Annotated in this window: 18 protein-coding genes; 11 read left to right on the plus strand and 7 right to left on the minus strand. The window is 49.9% G+C overall.

Translation table 11 applies throughout. From position 1 onward, the window contains the following. Positions 1-35: 35 nt before the first annotated feature. From KOO62_02210 to KOO62_02240, 7 genes are all read right to left on the minus strand, one after another. The gene (locus KOO62_02210) at positions 36-1064 is read right to left on the minus strand and encodes a GNAT family N-acetyltransferase (protein ID MBU8932797.1); all 1029 of its coding nucleotides are present in this window, start codon (positions 1062-1064) and stop codon (positions 36-38) included. Between the two features lie 25 nt (positions 1065-1089). Further along, positions 1090-1770, minus strand: a complete 681-nt coding sequence (locus tag KOO62_02215; GenBank protein ID MBU8932798.1) for a class I SAM-dependent methyltransferase — start codon at positions 1768-1770, stop codon at positions 1090-1092. A gap of 78 nt (positions 1771-1848) precedes the next feature. Beyond that, complete coding sequence (locus KOO62_02220; GenBank protein MBU8932799.1) at positions 1849-2955, minus strand: DUF3524 domain-containing protein; 1107 nt, start codon at positions 2953-2955, stop codon at positions 1849-1851. 50 nt (positions 2956-3005) lie between these two features. Continuing rightward, entirely contained in the window at positions 3006-4532 is a 1527-nt protein-coding gene (locus KOO62_02225; protein ID MBU8932800.1) for a peptidoglycan DD-metalloendopeptidase family protein, read from the minus strand. 137 nt (positions 4533-4669) lie between these two features. Further along, positions 4670-6811: an RNA-binding transcriptional accessory protein gene (locus KOO62_02230; protein ID MBU8932801.1), complete on the minus strand. Its 2142-nt coding sequence runs from the start codon at positions 6809-6811 to the stop codon at positions 4670-4672. Positions 6812-7209: 398 nt separating this feature from the next. Further along, entirely contained in the window at positions 7210-10620 is a 3411-nt protein-coding gene (locus tag KOO62_02235; GenBank protein ID MBU8932802.1) for a KAP family NTPase, read from the minus strand. 608 nt (positions 10621-11228) lie between these two features. Further along, on the minus strand, positions 11229-11990 hold the full coding sequence (locus tag KOO62_02240) for a hypothetical protein (GenBank protein MBU8932803.1): 762 nt from the start codon (positions 11988-11990) through the stop codon (positions 11229-11231). A gap of 365 nt (positions 11991-12355) precedes the next feature. On the opposite strand from KOO62_02240, the gene KOO62_02245 reads away from it, so the two are divergent. From KOO62_02245 to KOO62_02295, 11 genes are all read left to right on the plus strand, one after another. Then, complete coding sequence (locus KOO62_02245; GenBank protein MBU8932804.1) at positions 12356-12832, plus strand: NUDIX domain-containing protein; 477 nt, start codon at positions 12356-12358, stop codon at positions 12830-12832. A 185-nt stretch (positions 12833-13017) separates the two neighbouring features. Next, positions 13018-13371, plus strand: coding sequence for an aspartate 1-decarboxylase (locus tag KOO62_02250; protein MBU8932805.1), 354 nt, complete (start codon positions 13018-13020; stop codon positions 13369-13371). Positions 13372-13415: 44 nt separating this feature from the next. Continuing rightward, a complete protein-coding gene (locus KOO62_02255; protein MBU8932806.1) occupies positions 13416-14156 on the plus strand; it encodes an NTP transferase domain-containing protein in 741 nt (246 codons plus the stop codon). A 156-nt stretch (positions 14157-14312) separates the two neighbouring features. After that, positions 14313-14747: a hypothetical protein gene (locus KOO62_02260; GenBank protein MBU8932807.1), complete on the plus strand. Its 435-nt coding sequence runs from the start codon at positions 14313-14315 to the stop codon at positions 14745-14747. 141 nt (positions 14748-14888) lie between these two features. Further along, the gene (locus KOO62_02265; protein ID MBU8932808.1) at positions 14889-15350 is read left to right on the plus strand and encodes a hypothetical protein; all 462 of its coding nucleotides are present in this window, start codon (positions 14889-14891) and stop codon (positions 15348-15350) included. Positions 15351-15358: 8 nt separating this feature from the next. Next, entirely contained in the window at positions 15359-15715 is a 357-nt protein-coding gene (rsfS, locus tag KOO62_02270; GenBank protein ID MBU8932809.1) for a ribosome silencing factor, read from the plus strand. 50 nt (positions 15716-15765) lie between these two features. Further along, a complete protein-coding gene (gene rho / locus KOO62_02275; GenBank protein ID MBU8932810.1) occupies positions 15766-17013 on the plus strand; it encodes a transcription termination factor Rho in 1248 nt (415 codons plus the stop codon). A 6-nt stretch (positions 17014-17019) separates the two neighbouring features. Further along, positions 17020-17529, plus strand: a complete 510-nt coding sequence (locus tag KOO62_02280; protein ID MBU8932811.1) for a hypothetical protein — start codon at positions 17020-17022, stop codon at positions 17527-17529. Beyond that, positions 17495-18355: a class I SAM-dependent methyltransferase gene (locus KOO62_02285; protein MBU8932812.1), complete on the plus strand. Its 861-nt coding sequence runs from the start codon at positions 17495-17497 to the stop codon at positions 18353-18355. The genes KOO62_02280 and KOO62_02285 overlap by 35 nt, the downstream gene beginning before the upstream one ends. Before the next feature lie 4 nt (positions 18356-18359). Continuing rightward, entirely contained in the window at positions 18360-18851 is a 492-nt protein-coding gene (locus tag KOO62_02290; GenBank protein MBU8932813.1) for a GNAT family N-acetyltransferase, read from the plus strand. Between the two features lie 242 nt (positions 18852-19093). Continuing rightward, positions 19094-20335 carry a mechanosensitive ion channel family protein gene (locus KOO62_02295; GenBank protein ID MBU8932814.1) on the plus strand — a complete coding sequence of 414 codons (1242 nt, stop codon included), beginning with the start codon at positions 19094-19096 and terminating at the stop codon, positions 20333-20335. The last annotated feature ends 114 nt before the right edge of the window (positions 20336-20449 follow it).

The following is a 20449-nucleotide window of genomic DNA, read 5'->3' on the forward strand; positions in this document are numbered from 1 at the left end:
GATTTCCTCCTAATGATCGCCAAGTGATCTGGCTATCATACGGATTTCGATAGATACTGTTCCAAATGCTCACGTCGTAGGGTAAACTCGAACCCTTCATGGACGAGTTTGTAACCCATTTGTGCGTTTATTCTGCGGATGGGTTCGTTTACGGCACGCATGTTTGTGGTTAGTTTCTCAAATTTGGGATAGCGTCTTTCCATTTCAGTAAACATCGCCGCCTTGAGCCATTTTGCCAGTCCCCGCCGCCGATAGTCACTACGTACACCGGTCATAGCCTGGTAGACCTCGCGCGGATTGGTGAGACTCAGAAAGACATTGGATATTCCTACCAGCTTGTTGTCATTGTCAACCAACAGGACCTTTGGGGCTGCCGAGTTATTCTCTTTGCGCCATTGGGTCTGCCGTCTGATATCATCCGTGCTTACATGAAACGGCGTCCCGGTATCGTGTTCTTCCGGCATTTCACGTAATGTGTCTGTCAGTAATTGAGCCAGATTTTCGATGTATCTATCCGGGGGTTCATCGAAGAATTCCAGTTTCAAGTCGGCATTCTGCTGTGGGATAGTGTCAAGCCAGTCTTCGATAACCGAGCGATTGACGTTATCACGATGTAGCTTAAAAGTGTCGAGTTTGCAGAGTTGCTCCGCTCCAAATTGCCGAAACACGTCACACATATGTTCCAGCTCGGCCATAGTGTGTGTTTTGCTACAGCCGTACTTGTCCATCAGACGAGCGAGTTCATTGGCCATTGTCGTCACTATTGCCGGAGGAACATCCGCATCTACCAGTTCAGTAAAAATATGAGCGTTCTCATTGGTGGTGCCACGATGGCTGATGATGAATTGCATCCAACCAACAACGTCATCTCCGTCCAGAAGAACCATCGAACTACAGCAGTCCTCCTTCTTTATGAACGACAGTTGACGGTCACGAAGTTCTTCCCAAGTCACGGAGGAGAACATTGCTCCATACCTGTTACGTAGTTCAACAAACATGTCGTAGTAGCTTCGCCAATACTGGTCAGTGAAATCCGGATGGTTGATATGCATTACGGTGAACACGGTGTATCCTTCCGATTTTGTATCTTCATCTTTCCGTCAGTCTGATCTCGCAGAAAAGACTTGATCCATCGACAACGTCAAGTGTGTACGATTCGTCAAAGCCGACCATCAATCTCCTGAAATCATCCCGATTATATGTTGTCGCGTGGAATCCGTCTTTGCAAATGATCACGCCGTTTCCGGTAGCATCCCAATCTATCTCACCCAACTGGCCAGCTTCCGATTGAATTCGGAACCATTCCAGACGATCATCCCAGAAATCTGAAGCGTAACTGGAGAAGAGTAAACGCCCTCCCGGTTTAGTCACACGTACCGTTTCTTTGAGCAATTCATACGGATTCACATGGAAGGCAGAAATGCCATTTTGGATGCAGATAATACAGTCGAAGGAGTCATCGGCAAAACCCAGAGCTACTGCATCCATGCACACGAGTTCGATATTGTCGGAATTGTTGATCGAGTCATCTGCCGCCAGAAGGCTAGCCAGAGAATTGTCTATGCCGACAACATTACCAACTTTCTTTGCCAGCCGCTTCAGAACACGTCCATAGCCGCATCCCAACTCCAGCACCGTGTCCGAGGAGTGTAGCCGCGACATAACGTGAACGATTTCAGCTTCGAGGTACTGGCGTACCCGAGGCGGGGCAACTTCGTACACGCCGCGCAGTCGGTCGGCCGCTAGTTTGGTTTTGTAGTAGTCTGTCATTGTTCAGTTGGGAAGAAGATAATAAGGCACGTCGTAACAAACAAGTGGCAGGAGTGGAATAAACTCAATCAGGTTGTGTCATTTCACTTTCTCAATAGCATCATCTAACCCTGTCGTTACTTCATCCCATTGAAATCTGCCTACGCTCCGGCGGGCTCGATCGGGCTGGCTTTGCCAGATGTCATTATCCGACGCGGCTCGTTGCGCCAGGGTAGTCAAGCACTCCGCAAGGGCAGATGGTGATCCGTCGTAGAAAAATTCGTCAGGGTCATCGCAATCAATAAGTTCTGGATATGCCAGACGATTTGGCAACAACGGATAGGCTCCGGCGGCGATTGCCTCTACAGCACTAATGCCAAAGAACTCATGCTCGGCGGTCGAGACGAAAACATCCGATTCCATCAAGGCCGCTTCGTAATCTGCACGGTCTTGCTGGTAGCCCCAACGATCAATAACGTCGCTGAAAAGATCCCTGGCCTCCTCAAACACAGGTGGTACCTGCTGGAATTGTGGACCGATCACACTCAGCCTAAAGTTAGCATCTCGTTTGTCGAGTAATTCAATAGCCCTAAAAAAACTCTCCGGACTTTTGTCGTATTCCCAGCGAGCCGCCCAGAGAATACGCAGAGGTCCGGGTTTTCTGGGTCCACAGGGATCGAAAGAGTCAACGCCCGGACAATGGACCGATGACTTGGCCTCAATGGTGTCAATCAGATTAACCGGTTGGTAATCCGGCATACGGCGCAGGAAGTCACGTATTCCGGTCAGGAACGAGTCCTGATGAAACTTCGAGTTGAACCAAACTTCAGTCGCTGCCAAAGCGGTGGTGAAATTGGTCAGCGCAAATTGCAAATCGCGCTCCTGCTGATGCCGTGCGGGATAGGTCAATTGGTTCTCGTGGAAATAGGTGACCCTTGGCAGCTTCTTCAGGCACGGATCGACGAGCCCAAGGAACTCAGCCAGGTTGAGCATGTCGGAACAAAACAGAACATCCCATTGCTCACCATTGGACAACCGCTGGTTGACATCTTCGGCGAAAGTGATCGCGGCATGACGCATGCGCCATTTCCATTTGTACCCGGGCAGACCTAGAACAGTCCACTCGTGGCGACTACGCGATTGCCAGCCATCGAGGAAGGCTCGATGGCTTCCATCATAGAATGGTTCAAGAGCCAGGATTCGCATTAACGTTAGTGTACAATGTTATGCACCCTGGTGCAAGTGCATGGACATTATTATGGGCACGCCGGCGGGGCAGGACCACCAGTGAACAAGTACGAAACCAGATAGGTCAGGTCAGCAATATCTATTGGACCTCCCTCACCTGTTATGCCATCAACATTTCCTTCTTCCGTACACCACGGAGCGTCTCCACCCAGGAACAGGTAGGACACAAGAAAAGTGAGATCAGCGATATCCACAGGTCCTCCGGAACCAATGATGTTATCGAGATTGCCACGATTTAGACAGCAGTATCCCGGGTTCAGCACAACATCGACCTGATTATTCTGTGCCATCATTACAACTGTGTCAACCGTCTCCCATCCCCAACGGCTGATTTCGATCATTTGGCTACCGCCCCCGACAGAATCAATGGTATAGTCGCCAAATTCATCGGTGGTTGTGGATTGGCCGTCAGACAAGACAGTGATTAGTGTACTGGACAGATCGTCATCCCCAACTGACATGGTCACAGTGCCTGAGAGGGAGAAGTAGTTGCTTACAGTTACGATCATTGAATCTTCGGTCGAATTACCGGCTCTATCATGAGCTCGCACGCGCACCATATAGTCGCCGTTGTGGAATGATGCTGTCGACCAACACTCAGGAACGTCCTCAAGCTCAATCGTCGAGTCGCCATCAGTGTTGGTCATAATAAAATAGTATTGGCGAAGGTCGTAATCGCCATACGTTTCGCACACATCATCGTTGCGAAAGATAACATACACATCATCATTAATCTCCGAGTAGCGACCGAGCGAGCCAGTGAAACAAAATGAATTTGTCCATGTAATAGATGAATCACCCTCGATAGCATATTCCAGTTGATATGGAATGAGCTTATGGTCATAGTCATTGATGTAGTCGTAGGCTCGGCAGATAATATCGACATCGCCGCTGATCGAGTCGTCTCCGGAAAAATAGGTCTTCGACAGATTGTCACTGAAGGCCAGTAATTGATCCGGCCAAACATCGTCGAAAACCGGTGGATCGGGATCATAGAGACCGTCAAGTTCATCCAAAAGGTTGCCGGCGAACTCCCAGTAATACCAATCAGTTTCCCATCTCCATTGTTCCCCCCAAAAACGGATCAGCGAAAAATGAAGGTGATGAAAGTCATACGGAAACGAAACGATCTCGCCCAGCTTGGTACCTTCTTCGACCCAATCCCCAACTTCCAAACCGGTGACAGTAATACTGTATTGGGTGAGGTGGGCATACATGTAAGCCAGGCACGTATCAGTCCCGGCCGAATCTCCGACAACAACTCGCCAGTGCAACTCCGCCGAGGTGGTGATTATAGCCTTAACCCAGCCCGACTTGATCGCATACACCGGCGTCCCGGGCGGCACCATGATATCAATACCCGAATGCATATATGGGGAGCAACTCGACCCTCCATAACACTGGAACTGACCATAGTTATTCCCGAGGCGGTGAACAGTGCTGTCGGGGAATACCGGCCAATCGAGTGCAACGACGTTAGCAGCACAAAAGAACACTAGACTCAGAACAAGAATCGACCGTGCAAGGTGTTTCATAGCAGACCTTTCGTGTGGCGACAACATCTTCATTGTTACCTCTGGACGAGAGCCGAGGCAAGAACACGTCTGGCAGTTAGTAGGCTTACAATATTATGATAACACAAACGCAGGACATTGTCAAGACTGCGCGACCATTACTCCCCCGCCCCACTTCGCATCGACAACGCAATCCGTCCGCGCTCGTGGTCAACATTCAGAACAGTCACTTTCACCTTCTGGCCGACCTTGGCAACTTCCGATGGGTCTTTCACAAACCGATCAGCCATCTCACTGATATGAACCAGACCGTCCTGGTGCACTCCTATATCAACAAAGGCCCCGAAAGCAGTCACGTTGGTAACAACCCCCGGTAAAATCATATCCGGTTCGAGATCACTCGGGCTTTTGACCGAAGGATCAAAATCAAAAGCCTCGTAATCTCCTCTCGGATCCCTTCCTGGTTTGGACAATTCATCACGGATATCAAGCAGCGTCGGCATCCCAACCGTGTCACTCTCATAGTCATGAAGTTTGATCTTCCCTCGTAGCGATTCGTCAGCCACGAGATCCGCCACTGTGCAGCCAAGATCGGACGCCATAGAGTATACTACCGGATAGCTTTCGGGATGAACAGCACTGCTATCGAGAGCGTCCACAGCATCGCGAATACGAAGAAACCCGGCTGCCTGTTCAAAAGCTTTGGGACCCAGACGGCTGACTTTCTTGAGCACCTTACGCGCTTTGAAAGGGCCATGCTCGTCACGATAGGCCACGATGTTCCCGGCCAGTTGGGGACCCAGACCGGAGACGTAAGTTAGTAATTGCTTGCTTGCCGTATTGACCTCTACTCCGACAGCATTGACACAACTTCCCACGACGTCATCAAGGCGATTTTTCAGCGATGGTTGATCCACATCATGCTGATACTGTCCGACGCCTATCGACTTGGGATCAATCTTAACGAGTTCAGCCATAGGGTCCATGAGGCGTCGCCCGATTGAAACTGCACCTCGAACAGTGATGTCGTGCTCGGGGAACTCCTCACGCGCCACATCCGATGCGGAGTACACCGAAGCACCCGACTCGTTCACCATCTCAATGACGATATGATCGTGCAGGCCTAATTCGCGAACAAATGCTTCCGTCTCGCGCCCGGCGGTACCGTTGCCAATAGCGATTATCTGCGTTTTGAATTTCTCAACCAGCGCTTTGATATCCTGCCCGGCATCGTTGCGTTCCTTCTCTGACTTATGCGGAAAGATAGTCGTGTTAGTCAGGAGTTTCCCCTGGGCATCAAGGCAGACAACTTTGCATCCGGTACGAAACCCGGGATCAATGGCAAGAATCCGTTTCTGTCCCAGCGGAGCCGCCATCAACAGTTCACGGATGTTGTCGGCGAAAACACGGATCGCTTCTTCGTCAGCCTGTTTCTTCATCTCCATACGGATTTCTGTTTCCATCGCCGGAGCGAGCAATCTTTTATAGCTGTCTTCAACGGCCAGCTGGACTTGCTCGGAGGCGGCGTTGTCGGCGATGACAAATATGCCCGTGAGAATTCCTACGGCTGTTTCCACCGGTGGCCCGATCTTCAGCGACAATATTTTTTCATTCTCTCCGCGACGCATGGCCAGCACCCTGTGGGAAGGAGCAGTCGCGACTCTCTCCTCCCAATCGAAGTAATCCGAAAACTTTGCTCCCACCGCTTCCTTGCCCATCATTACGGTTGTACGAATTGTCCCCTCATCTTGGAAAAGCGCTCTCAATCGAGCGCGCGCGTCGGCATCTTCGTTGACCCACTCGGCCACAATATCACGCGCTCCCGCCAGAGCATCCTCGATTGTGGCAACATCTTTCTCCTCGTTGATAAACGCACCTGCTTCGGCCACAGGATCAATAGCGTCCTGCGTGAAAATCAATTCGGCCAGCGGTTCCAGACCACGTTCCCGGGCGATTGTGGCGCGGGTGCGACGCTTGGGACGAAATGGAAGATAGATATCTTCGAGCGTGGCCATATTTTTTGCGGTTTCGATTTTTGTTTTGAGTTCATCGGTAAGAAGATCACGCTCGTCGAGCGATTTGAGAATCGCTTCTTTTCTCTTGTCGAGTTCGCGCAATTGGGTGATACGATCACGGATCGTGGTGATGGCTACTTCGTCGAGACTTCCCGTCGCTTCTTTACGATAGCGGGCGATGAATGGCACCGTGGCATCGTCATCCAGCAGCTTCAAAGCTGCTTCGACCTGTGGTGCCCCAAGGGATAATTCTTTGGCTATACTTGTGACGTGTAAACTGCTCATCAATTCCTCGCTGACGGGTACTCGGTTGTTGGAAAGATAACCGAATACCGCTGTGAGGGGAACAGAAAACTCTCAATTTGTCACGTTCGCACTTTGTCACCCTTACGCGACGATGTCGCCACGCGATGATATCGCCACGCGATGATATCGCCGCGCGATGATATCGCCGCGAAGGCGGGGATCCAGTCTCACCTCTCTGTCACCCCTGTGAAAACAGGGGTCCAGTCTTATTGGTGGCCAACAGCTTGCTGTGGGATCAAAGAGCACATCGGCGGGTGCCATGCTCAAACTTGGGCCGGGAGGTATTACTTTATTTGTCACCCTCGCGAAGGCGGGGGTCCAGTACGATGGAGTCACCCAATCGGGCAGTGCCTGTGAGCGGAGCCGAAAGCTGACCACTACTCCGATTCGCTTGTGTCTTCCTTCTTGTCGTTGGCTGGCTTAACACCAATTGTCTCACCAATCTCTGATAGCACAGCTAGGATTTCCTCTTCGAGCTCTCCCTTGGCAAGCAGATTGGCGACCTCGCCCTTGAAGGTCTTCCTATTTTCTCTTCGGGCTTTCTTTAGGACGTCGGGGCATTCTTTTATAACATTGGAAAACCAGTGCAATTCGTCAATGCGCTCATATTTGATGAAATTTGTGAAGCCCTTCTGAATTATGTTGTCCTTGGCAATATTAAGTCTCTCGCAATCCAACAATGCAGCCCCGAAAAGCTGGATCGTCTTTGCGTAAGAAGTACTTGCATCAATCATGTTGTCGATAGTCTCCGAGATAAAGGTCTTTCGGTAGTCTTCATCCAAGCTGCCAAGCATATCTGTCCAGACCCCGCCCAAGTCGGCATTTGGAGGTGAGCCTGCATTTAGCTTATCAATGTACGTGCGCAGAGCGTTGCGAAATTGCACTTCAAGTCCGATCTCAACATCCTTGGTGCGCAGAGAGGCAAGAAGATCATAGAGACTGCAATATACAGCATCCAATTCCGAAACCCACCGGTTTTCAGACACTTGTCTGAGTTTGCTCACTAACCAAGCCGAGTACTTTTCGTTAGTTGCGTCTGGGGATAGCAACACAGCGCAGTAAAGGCTCGCTAGCCCCGGAACAAACGACTCCTCCACAAGAGAATCGATCAATGAGGCATCTCTTATGTACCCGTTAACAATTGTCTGATAGGTGGCGTCCTCACTCCTTAGCGCATTATAGAAGTCTATCTCTTGACTTACAAAATCCTGTACTGGTACGAGATCCAATATATCCTCGCGTTGGGCAAGTCGTCTCACAAGCTCCAGTCTCAAAGGCTCAACGGATTTGTCCTCAGCTAACGAACCGATGAGTAAACTGGTTTCACCAGCCCCAATTAAAACAGTGATCAAATCGTCCAATGCGTAACCACAGATAGACGGTTTAACCTTCATGTCGTTGAATACATGAACTCCGTTAGCAGAATTGCCCCGCGCTGTTGCGACCAAAGCATTGGCGTTGTACTTCAAAATCAAGTAAAGGCATAAGGCCATGGAGGGCGAGTGCTGCTTCCCGTGCATCGTATGAATATGGTGGAAGATGTGTGCCTTGGTTGCAAGTGCAGTCAGCCCTGCGGGGGCTTGCTGCGTAAAAGATTCCAGATCTTTCAGTGTTCCGAGTAAGGCCGCCAATTCCTCTGGTTCTAACTCGTTCGGTGCCTGAGTCCGGGTAAATGCGGCCTTAGTCAAACTTTCCCACGGACAGCCAATCTTCATGGCCGCGAGATTCTCAACAACCTTCCGCATAGTCGCTGAGTACTTTCCATCGGCAACAACCTTGGTTATCTCTTCAACGATATCGCTTGCGGGGACCTTTGGCCTAAGGTTCCCTATCAGCGAGGGAGAAAAACCTCCGTCGATAGCGTGAGACACAATAGCGAGGTACATCTTCGCATCACCCGGACACCGGAAGTGTTGAGAGACAATGTCACTACCAAACCGGTCAAGCACCCATTCCTGTACCAAGGCACAGCTCTTCAACCACGGTTCGGCAGCCACACTGCCGCCTGTTTGGTCATCTTCAGCCGGTTCAGGTTCGGTCATAGAGATTGCATCAAGCACCTTCGCGGCAAAATCGCTGTCCTCCTTCCAGTGCTTTAGGAGTTGCACCAGTCCCATGCCTATGTGTTCGTCTATGTACTGCCAGGCTCCTACCTTCTTCGCCGTCCGGCACAGGATATCCCATGTGTTCCTCGCACTTCTGCCCATCTCGCCACCGTCGTCAAGCTGACATGCCAGCCAAGCAATGGTCGAGCGATCTTCCGTAATCCAGTAGGCGACTCTCTCTTCAACACTTCTCTCAAGCACGCCTTCGAAACCTGTTAGAGCTCGCATTTTCGAAAACTCCTCGGCCTGGTTGCTCTCAATGATATTTACGAGCTTGGGTCCCAACAATACGTGGTCTGCTTCATCCGGCTGGACATTGTAGTGCACCGCCGCCAACAACCTAAGATAATCGTCGCCCAGATAAGGCGGCAGAACTTGCCCGGCAATCGATTCGTTCTCAGTTCTAAGTTTCTCAACAAGTCCTTTGTCATTCTCAATCGCAGCATACAACGCTAGAACTGGAAGCTTGATATCAGAATGCCATTGGCGGTAGAGCGCTCCAACACGGTTGATGAAGACCTTGATTTCCCTAGGAGTGGGTGCTTCCACGCCTTTTACCTTTTTGTGGCTAAACACTCGTCCCACTAAGTGCAGCCGTTCATCGTCCTTCTCATCTGGAAGCGCCTGGCGCAGCATGGTCATGAAGTACTCTTCCCAGTTTGACAAAACTGGCGCGGGGACGTGAAAGGAAACTTGGAAAGTCTTTTCAATAAAGGATACAGCCAAACCACCTCTCCCGCTACGTTCGGCAGCGTCTCCGTTCTCTTTGCCCTTAGAAGTGTCTCCGTTCCATAGTCGCTCAGCGGCAGTCGGAGCAAACGGTACTATCAACCATACGCGACCCGACCAAGTCTCAGAGTCAATTGAAGAGTTCTCCAGGAATGTTTTCATGGTGGACCAAACCGCCAGTGCATTGGGGGCATCAAGTCGATCAAGGTTGTCTACGACGATTACGAGTCGTCTCTCAGGAATATGTAGGCATTCCGCCAACAATTCTCCGTAATATCTCCGAAACTCAATCGCGGTGGGTTCTGGTGTTCTGTAGGTATCATTTGTTGTTGTGTCACTTGAATCGGTAGACAGTACGCTTCTCAGACGTTTCTGCTTATCCTCGTCTTTGGTGCAATAACTTAGCCCTAAGCACACAAGACCGACTAGTATTGGCAGGATTGACAAGAAAGAGCCCATTTGATGGCAGAGGCTATCCGTCCCGTCCCATTTCAATTGATTTAGTAATACAAGGCCAATGGGTGAAAGGAACACTGACAAACCGAAGAACACACCCGCAACAGTTGGCTTGCGGTTGTGGGTTGTCCTCGTGGTTTCCCTCTTTTTCGCTAACATTGCTCTCTTTTTGATCCAATTGCGACATGATATCCAATTCGTCTCAGAAAGAAAATCCCCGAGTCTCTCCAGGAACGACCGGTGGAGCGGATCGCGTTCATGTGCCCAGGCGTTGTAAAGAAAAAGGCGAGTATCGCCTCCCAATTTCTGTTTCAGCATTTCGACAACTGATGATTTACCACTACCCCATGAACCTGTGAGCGCGATAGACCGACCATCTTGGTCGGAGGAAATGAGGTCGGCGATGGAATCAGCTATTGATTGATGCGATCCAAGTTCATCCTCATCGGCGACTCTGTCGCTTAGAATCACTACTCTAGGGCTGTTGTCAGAAGTCAATTCCCCCCCTTGTTCTCGTTATGAATTCCCTCGAGTAGAGCGCAAAACCGAATCGCCAGTATCCACGGGAATTCTGTACTCAACTTGAATCATTAGAAGCAATATGCGTGTCTGGCAAAGAATTGACAATCACTTTCTTGTAACAGCCGCGTAGCGAGTGGCAGGCTTGTCTGACCCCACTTTCCCCACAACTCCACCCCAGTTTCTTCCCCCTGACCCTTGTTTATGAGACAAGCACATAACAGACGAACTGCAATTATCATCCAAAAGCAATACGAAAAGTGTTTCAGATTCACTACAATTTCACCGCTTGAAACTATAAGCAATTTCGCCGTACGCGCCTAACAATAAGGAGTTACGCCAAAAACGCAAAGTGCATATTACCAAACAAAGCCATTTTGGGAAGAGATGACTGGACCCCGGTTTTCACCAGGGTGACAAAGGTCAAATGGGCCACCATGAACCAGGGTGACAGGATGGGGGAATGACATTGTTGTTGCGGCACCCACTACGACCATACACAAAAAAAGTACCGCCCAATTTTGAGCGGTACTTTTGGCATTGCCAAGTACAGGCATTGCCATATATCTCAAGCGATGTAGGTCGTTTTATTTCAAAGCTGGTACAGCCTCTACCACAGTTCCGCGCAGGCTCACGCCCGGCTCCATAGGAGCAACTGCGGTCGGCGGCTCCGACATTTGCCAGTTGGTCGGAATCGCGGGATCACCGCTCACATACGATAGGCGCCAGCTGTATTCAATCGGATAGTAGGCTGACCAGTCCGGTGTCCAATAGTCAATATAGCCATGGATATCATAAGTCCCTGTGCCTGGCTGAGAGATACCCACCTGCCATTCGGTCAAGTACAACACCCAGCCATCGGTATAACCGAACTCCTGGTTTATCATCTCCAACACTAGCGGATTGCAGTGATACTCCATCGCCGTAGTTGCAAAGGTCTCGTTGGGTGAACATTGGGTGTTTGTTACCGTGTCTGTGACCTCTACGGTGTCTACGGTATGGACATATTCATATTGGACGATTGTGTCGTAGATATGATCCACCTGCACAATGGTATCGTAGACATAAGTCATCTGGACTACAGTATCATAAACCGTATTCACCTGATAAACGGTATCGGTCACATTCTGAGAAGTGGTGTCATACAGAATCACGGTGTCTACTTCATAGATAGTGACCGGATCAGAGATCGATACCGTATCATATTGGATAACTGTGTCCGGGGGCAGTTGGACATATTCAATATCATGAATGACTTCAGTCGATGTCACTATCCTCTCTTTGTCACACCCTGACATCAACATGGCTACTATAACAAGAACTCCGATTATGGCGAGAATCTTTTGCACCGGTGGCTCCTTTCGATTGTCTGATACTATGTCTGCCCCCTCCACTGCAAAACCTACGCCGACCGCCGGAGAATTAACACCCGCAACCTATATTGTTTGTACGCAACATCTTAGATGTCATCTCCTACTACCGGAAGATATGTCGATCAGGGTCCAGAATGGACAATCTGCTGCAGCAAAGCACTTGTCACGCACAGTAAATCCGAATTCGCTCCTTGTCGGTGTCGATGTCAATCAATCTCTGGGGAGAGCCTGGATGAGGCTGTCGCTTCCGAACCCATTTTGCCCTTGATATTCTCCTTTATATACATAGATTAGGCCAGAATTTGTTAGACTCGGCAACTCAAAGTGCGAAAGAAACTGGTTTGAAAGAGCGAAGAAACATCGGAATCGAATCACCGGGTGTGAGCGTTGCGGTCATCAAGAAAGACCCTGACGGATGGAAGTTTTTGCTCCTCAAGCGGGGTCCGGGTGAATCTTATGGAGGATTCTGGGGATTTGTTACTGGTGGCAGGAGGGGAAATGAAACGATCGCTCAATGCGTCAAACGTGAGTTGGTGGAAGAAACCAGACTTGCTCCCCTAAGCATGTGGGCGACCGAGTATGTTATTCAATTCTATGAGCCGGAGAATGACAAGATATGGATCCTGCCTCAAATCGTGGCAATAGTGGATGAAGGCGCCGAAGTTGTCTTGTCCGAAGAGAATGTCGAACATAGGTGGCTTCTTCCTAATAAGGCTAAACACCTGGTCAGTTGGAAGAACGTGGTCCGTGCCATTGATGATATTTCCGAAGAACTGGCGATTTTTCCAGCCCGTAACTGGGTTGAGATTCACGCTTGAGGCTGTTACCCACGATGTCGATTGACTGTCGAAGGCGTGGAACCAATTGGAAAGCCGGACGTTGAAGATGACAGCGAGGATTGCCGACAGAAGTCAAGGAAAGTCGCCCTTCAAACTGCTTGACGATCCGGCATCGAGGCGTATATTTTGGTGTTGATACGGAATTTAATTGTGACTGGTGATGAATGCTTATAACTGTTTGTAAATCAAAGATTCATAGAGCCACTGTAACCGAGGCCAATCTCGATTATGTTGGTTCAATAACAATCGACTCCGATTTGATCCGCGCCGCTGATCTTATCCCGTATGAGAAAGTCCAGGTGGCCAACATCTCCAATGGTGAACGGTTCGAGACGTATGTCATTGAGGGCAAGGCAGGCAGTGGAACAATCACTTTAAACGGCGCCGCCGCTCGTAAGGGATCAGTCGGTGACCTGGTTATCATCATCGCCTACGGTCACATGGATCGTGCGGAGGCGGCTGATTTCAAACCGGCTATCGTTCATGTTGATGATAAAAATAGACAAGCTCTGTCATAAAACACTTCTCTCCGACTTAGATTCACGCAAGCTGGTAGGATCAAATGCCTGACAAAAAAGCGGCTATAATCCTTGCTGCCGGACAGGGCAAGCGAATGAAATCTGACCTGCCCAAAGTTCTGCACAAAATCGACGGTCGTCCGATGATTACCATCCTTATGGACACCCTGACTTCGATGGACTTCGACCGAATTGTGATCGTGATCGGTCACAAGGGAGAATTGATCAAGCAGGCGCTTACCGATTATCAGGTTGACTTTGTCTGGCAACGTGAACAGTTGGGGACTGGCCATGCTGTCCAAATGACATCTGATCTTATGGCCGATTTTGATGGAACGACTCTTGTCGCAGCCGGTGATGTGCCATTTCTCTCCAGTCAATCAATAAATCAACTGTTTGAATTGCACAGCCACGTTGGTGCTTCCGCCACTTGTCTTTCAGCTGTACTCGAAGACGCTACCGGCTATGGGCGGATCGTTCGCGAGGGAGATTCAGACACCTTGCTGGAAATTATCGAACACAAGGATGCTTCGCCGGAAGTACTGACAATAAATGAGATAAATAGCGGAACATTCTGTTTTGACAACCGGGCACTGTTCGTCGCTTTGAAGGATGTTGGTTGCTCCAACGCCCAAGGGGAATACTACCTGACCGACACGGTGAAGATTATGCGTAACAATGGCTTACGGGTAGCAGTGATTGCTTGTAAAAACGCTGATGAAGTACGAGGTGTCAACTCGATCGAGCAACTGGGGGAACTGGAGCGAAAATTCCTATCGAAATAGGAATCATTTATTAGTCAAATTTGCTTATTCCGACGTAACAAGAGTGAAGGCCCCCGATAATTGCTTCGATAAGTTCAATAGGGGGAACATTTTGTTATTGACCCGCTTGTCCGGGTAGAATACATTAGTGGGGAAGGATGTAGTTTGAGTGCCCATATGAAAATCTTACTGACAGCAATAATTACTCTGGCTCTTGCAGCCTCAGCTTCAGCACAATCTGTTGATCAGGTTACATTGGATAATACTACTCGTGCCAACAGTCTGGGTGTGGCTCCAGTTGCTCGCGCAGCATCATTGATTGATCTATCGAGATTGAACTTATCGCACAGTTATTCGCTGTCCTATTTCTCCGGTGCACGGAGTGGTTCGGTCGGATTGCTCAATACCACGATGTTCTATGAATTTTCTCCCAAACTTTCGCTTTTTTTAAATCTTGGTGTTATGCACAATATTGGCGCAATTCGGGGCGACGCCAAAAATAGTGCGACGTTGTTACCAGGTTTTCAGCTTGATTATCATCCGTCCGATAAATTTAGACTGTCAATAGAAATGCAAACCCGCTACGGAGGGTACCATCCACTAACATATTAATAACCTTTCCCTCGCGGGCTCAGGATGCCCGTTGCCGCCGGGGAGGCAAGGCACTCACATCGCCGCCGCGCCCCTTCGAGCCATCCTCGCGACCGAGACCCACTCCAACCTTCAAAGGATTCTGCTACAATTGGCCTCAACATGAGAAAGTTCCACATCAGAAAAATCGCTTTGGCGACTATGGGGCTAGCTTTAGTGGCTGTAGTAGCTTACATATCACTGATGACAACCAAAGTTGTGAGCGGAGTATCCCTTACGGTTGACACTCCTGACTATGTGGTTCGGCTGCGAATCCTTGATGCTGGCGGCGGAGATGCCAAGATGGTCGCCAGTGAGATCCGCCCTTATCTGGGGAGTGATTTCGATTTAATAATTGTGGAAACAGCCGATTTTGAGGGACGCGATTTGCCTCACTCGTTCATAATTGCACATGGCGAGGATATGAAGGTAGCTCAGGCTCTGGCCAAACGGCTGGGACTTGATCCTGATGAAGTGGCACAAAAAACATTAGAATATAACCAGACACAGGCTTCGGCTACCCTGGTCGCCGGACTCGATTTTGACACTCTTCTGTCACTGGCACAGAAACCGGAGGAGGACTGAGAACAGATTTGAAACAGCAGCAATCTGCCGAACTTGCCCACCGCATTGCCCAAATCGCATACGACAAGAAGGGATTTGATGTAAAAATCCTCAACTTGCAGAATCTCTCATCGGTTTGCGACTACTTCGTCATCGTCTCAGGTGCGGTCGACACTCAGGTCAAAGCAATTGCCGAAGCCATTAATGATGGTCTTCGCGAAGAGGGCATCAGACCCTACCACATTGAAGGGATGAACGAGGGAAACTGGATTCTGCTGGACTACATAGACGTCGTGGTGCATGTCTTCCGAGAACCAACCAGGCAATTCTATGCCCTGGAGAAACTTTGGGGAGATGCGCCAATTGAAGCTTTGACGGAAGAATAGAAACTCTACCGATATGAAAACAATGTTAATAGATTTGAATGGAACCGAAAATGGAATTGAAAGAGCTTAAAGCAAAAACGATCGCCGACCTTCTCAAGATCGCCGAAGAACTCGACATCCCCGGCGTCTCCGGTCTTCGCAAGTCGGAATTGATCTACAAAATCATGGAGTCGACTTCCGCCATCGACAGCATAATCCTGGCCGAGGGAGTCCTTGAAACGCTCGACGAAGGCTATGGCTTCCTTCGTTCACCATCTCATAACTATCTCCCCGGACCCGACGACATCTATGTGTCGCCGTCGCAGATCAAACGGTTTGATTTACGCACCGGCGACATCGTCTCCGGTCAGGTGAGACCGCCAAAAGACAACGAACGTTATTTTGCCCTGCTCAAGATCGAAGTAGTCAACTTCGAGAACCCGGAATTGGCTAAACAGAAAACGTTGTTTGACAATCTTACTCCGCTCTATCCAGAAGAACCTTTTTTACTGGAAATGGGACCGGATGAAGTCACGACTCGAATCATCGACCTCATGTGTCCCATAGGCAAGGGTCAACGTGCACTCATAACATCTCCACCTAAGGCCGGTAAGACAATCATCCTTCAGAAAATAGCTCAGGCCATTACGACCAACCATCCCGAGGTTAAGCTGATCGTGCTACTGATTGATGAGCGCCCTGAAGAAGTGACTGATATGAAACGATCAGTCAGAGGTGAAGTAGTTTCTTCAACCTTCGACGAACCCGCCGAACGCCATGTCCAGGTAGCGCACATGGTGCTGGAAAAAGCCAAGCGGTTGACCGAATATGGTCATGATGTGGTTATTTTGCTCGATTCCGTTACTCGCCTGGCTCGCGCCCACAACGCCGTCGTCCCGCACTCGGGAAAAATCCTTTCTGGTGGTGTTGATTCCAACGCCCTGCACAAACCCAAGAGATTCTTTGGTGCGGCCAGAAATATCGAAGAGGGAGGCTCCCTCTCTATCGTAGCCACCGCTCTCATTGAGACCGGCTCCCGCATGGACGAGGTTATTTTTGAAGAGTTTAAGGGCACTGGCAACATGGAGTTGGTTCTTGACCGACGTCTCTCCGACCGAAGGATTTTCCCCGCCATGGACATCAACCGTTCATCGACTCGTAAAGAAGAACTACTACAGGAACAGGATATCCTCACCAAGATATGGATTCTGCGTAAGTTCCTGGCCGAGATGAATCCCATCGAGGCCATGGAGTTCCTTCTGGATCGACTCAAAAAGACAAAGAACAACAAACGCTTCCTGGCCTCTATGAAGGACTAAGATACTATGAACGACCGTCCTCAACTTTCCGGGGACATGGCCCGGGACATGCTGGTTGATTTTGCCAAAAACTGGCTGGCCCATGACGGCCTCTGGTTTCAGGCTGTTGAAAAACAGTATGGGATTGAAAAAGCCATAGAGTTGGACACTGAGGCTTGGGCAAAATTCACTGTCATCGAGGCCAGGCGAATCATGACCCGGCACAGTATTCCCGAGCACAGTGGATTGGATGGTCTGAAGAAGGCGTTGGGATTTCGGCTGTATGCTTTTCTTAATGTTCAGGACATCCGTAACGAGACGGACAATTCGTTTGAGTTTGTCATGATTGACTGTCGGGTGCAATCGGCCCGAAAGCGCAAACAGATGCCGCTGTTTCCGTGCAAATCGGTAGGACTAGTCGAATATGCCGGTTTCGCCTCGACTATCGATCCGCGCATCAAGACGGAGTGTATTTGTTGCCCGCCCGATGCAGAAGCCGGTGATGAGTTTTATTGCGGATGGCGGTTCTCTATTTGAAGGATTCAGAGGTGTGACTAATTCTCCTTATTCCAGACCTCAGATCTACGACATAGCCTTCAGGTTCCGTGACTTCTCACTGGCCGTCGATTTTCTGACCGAGGCGTCGGCACAAGCCGGGATGAAAGAAATAACGTCCGTGGTGGAGCTTGGGTGTGGTCCGGCTCAATATGTCCGTGAGTTTGCCAGTCGGGGGATCAAAACCTATGGTATCGACCTCTCGCCAGAGATGGTTTCTTACGCCACCGATCTATGCACGAAAGACAACTTACCGTGTCGTATTATCGAAGACGATATGCGTTCCTTTGAGCTTCCCCAACAAGTCGATCTTGCCGTCTGCATGATAGCTACCATTCACCTGCTGTTGACCAATGAGGACATAGTCACGCATCTGCGATGCGTCGCCGATAATCTCAAACCGCACGGCCTCTATATCATCGAAATGACTCATCCGCGAGACATCTTCCCCAGCGAAAAGGGCGTACAGGATAAATGGGAACTAGAGGGCGATGGAATCAAGGTTGAGACCGACTGGGGTACCGATGCAGTGATGGACCTCATAACCGAGATCAAAACCGGCACAGTCAAGTACGCCGTGACTCATGGTCTGAAGACGGAACGCTTTGAGTTCAGAGAGAAGTGGCGCGCTATACCATTCGGTTTGATACGCGCATTGATTGAGCTGTCAGGACGATTCGAGCTGGCAGCTACCTATGGCGACCTCGACGTTAACAAACCGTTTGACAGCGACAAGGATTCCTGGCGGATGATGCTTGTACTACGGAAAATCGCCTGCGAGCCGGCAGGCTCAAAAACATCCGGTTAATGATATGTCGGAAAAACCACTCGCAGATTCAGAGATTGAGATCGTCGACTTCCATCGGAAGTATGCCAACATGTTCCGTGACATCAACTACGAATGGCTCGAGGAATACTTCTCGATCGAACCGTACGACCGAATCGTTCTGGAAGATCCCCAGAAAAACGTACTCGACCTGGGAGGATATATCCTTTTCGCTGTTGTAGCGGGTGAAGTTCTCGGAACCTGCGCCCTGCTCAAACACAGTCCCACGATGTACGAGTTGGCTAAGATGGGTGTTTCTAAACCCTCTCGCGGACTTGGAGTCGGGCGTCGACTATTGGATGCTGCAATTGACAGGGCACGTCATCTTGGAACCGAACGCCTGATTCTCACCACCAGCAAGCAGCTCCTTGCCGCCAATAAACTCTATGAGAGCGCCGGGTTCAAACATACCGACGAACGCCTGGCCGGGCCTCTTCCCTACAAGCGCGAAACAATCGTCATGACAATGAAGCTGTAACAGACTTCTCATTCGGATGGGGCACCTATATCACCCAACCAACTGATGCCTGTGAACGAAGTCGAAAGGCCAGCCGCGCGATAACGCCCCCCGGTGTCATTCCTGCGAAAACTTGTTGTTTCACAGGTGCACGGTCCCATTCCTTTCAAGTGTAGGTCAGGTCGTTTGCAACCTGACTAGAACAGGCAATGCCTGTCGAGACTGAAGACAGTTTCGACCTATCATTAGGAAGGGATAGAAATATGAAGGAGCAACTCGCAAACTGGTTGACCGATACAGGCCTGACTCCACAATGGGCTGGCTACCTGAGCTGGGTCGGAGTAGCCCTGGGAGTTATCATCCTGGCCTGGGTATCTAATTACATCGCCAAGAAGATCGTCCTGGTCGCGGTTGGTCGCGTTATCAGGAAGACACGCACCAATTGGGACGACGTTCTTCTCGAACGTAAAGTCTTTACCCGCCTATCTCATCTAGCCCCGGCGGTTGTCATCTATTTCTCTGCTTATCTTTTCCCGCCCGTACAGGATATTTTGCAGCGGGCCGCTAACGTCTACATGATCCTCACCGGACTGCTCGCATTCAACGCCTTTCTCAGTGCTGTAATAGACATCTATCGGACCTTTGAGATGTCGAAAAACCGCCCCATTAAGGGATACATTCAAATCGTTAAAATCTTCGCTACGGTTGGTGTAAGTATAGTCGTGCTGGCCATGATGATGAATATCCAGGTGTGGCCCATCCTCAGCGGCATGGGTGCCATGACTGCCATACTGCTGTTGATCTTCAAAGATTCCATCCTCGGTTTGGTGGCCAGCATTCAGCTTTCCGGCAACGATATGGTCCGCATCGGCGACTGGATCGAGATGCCGAAACATGGCACCGATGGCGATGTGATCGACATTACCCTAAACACCGTGAAGATTCAGAACTGGGATAAAACGATCTCGACCATCCCCGCTTATGCGCTGATCTCCGAATCGTTTAAGAACTGGCGCGGGATGAGTGAGTCCGGCGGACGGCGTATAAAACGTTCGATCAGTCTGGATATGACCAGCGTGAAGTTCTGTACGCCGGAGATGCTTGACCGACTCGAAAAGTTTGAGCTGATCACCGACTACATTAAGTCGCGGCGAGACGAAGTTACGAAAGACAACGAACAACAAGGTGTCGATACGTCAGTCCTTGTCAACGGTCGCAACATGACCAACATCGGAACCTTCCGAGCCTATGTTGTCGCCTACCTGCGCAATCATCCTAAAATTCATAACGATATGACTTTCCTTGTCCGCCAGCTTCCGCCGGGAGAACATGGTTTGCCGATTGAAATTTATGTTTTCAGCAATGATCAGGTCTGGGCCAACTATGAAGCAATCCAGGGGGATATTTTCGATCATATATTGGCAGTAATTCCGGAGTTTGACCTGCGTGTCTATCAATACCCTGCGGGAAGTGATATACAGAAGATGGGCGTGGTGGCAGAGTAGGGAGGAACAGCCCACCCTTCGACTCCGCTCAGGGTGACGGCCAGTTCAGGGTGACAGCTCGCAAAGTAGGTCGGGTTCCGGGCCGTCTCCGGTCCGAAACCCGACAGTCAATCA

This window comes from Candidatus Zixiibacteriota bacterium (assembly GCA_019038695.1).
GTDB lineage: Bacteria > Zixibacteria > MSB-5A5 > GN15 > FEB-12 > B120-G9.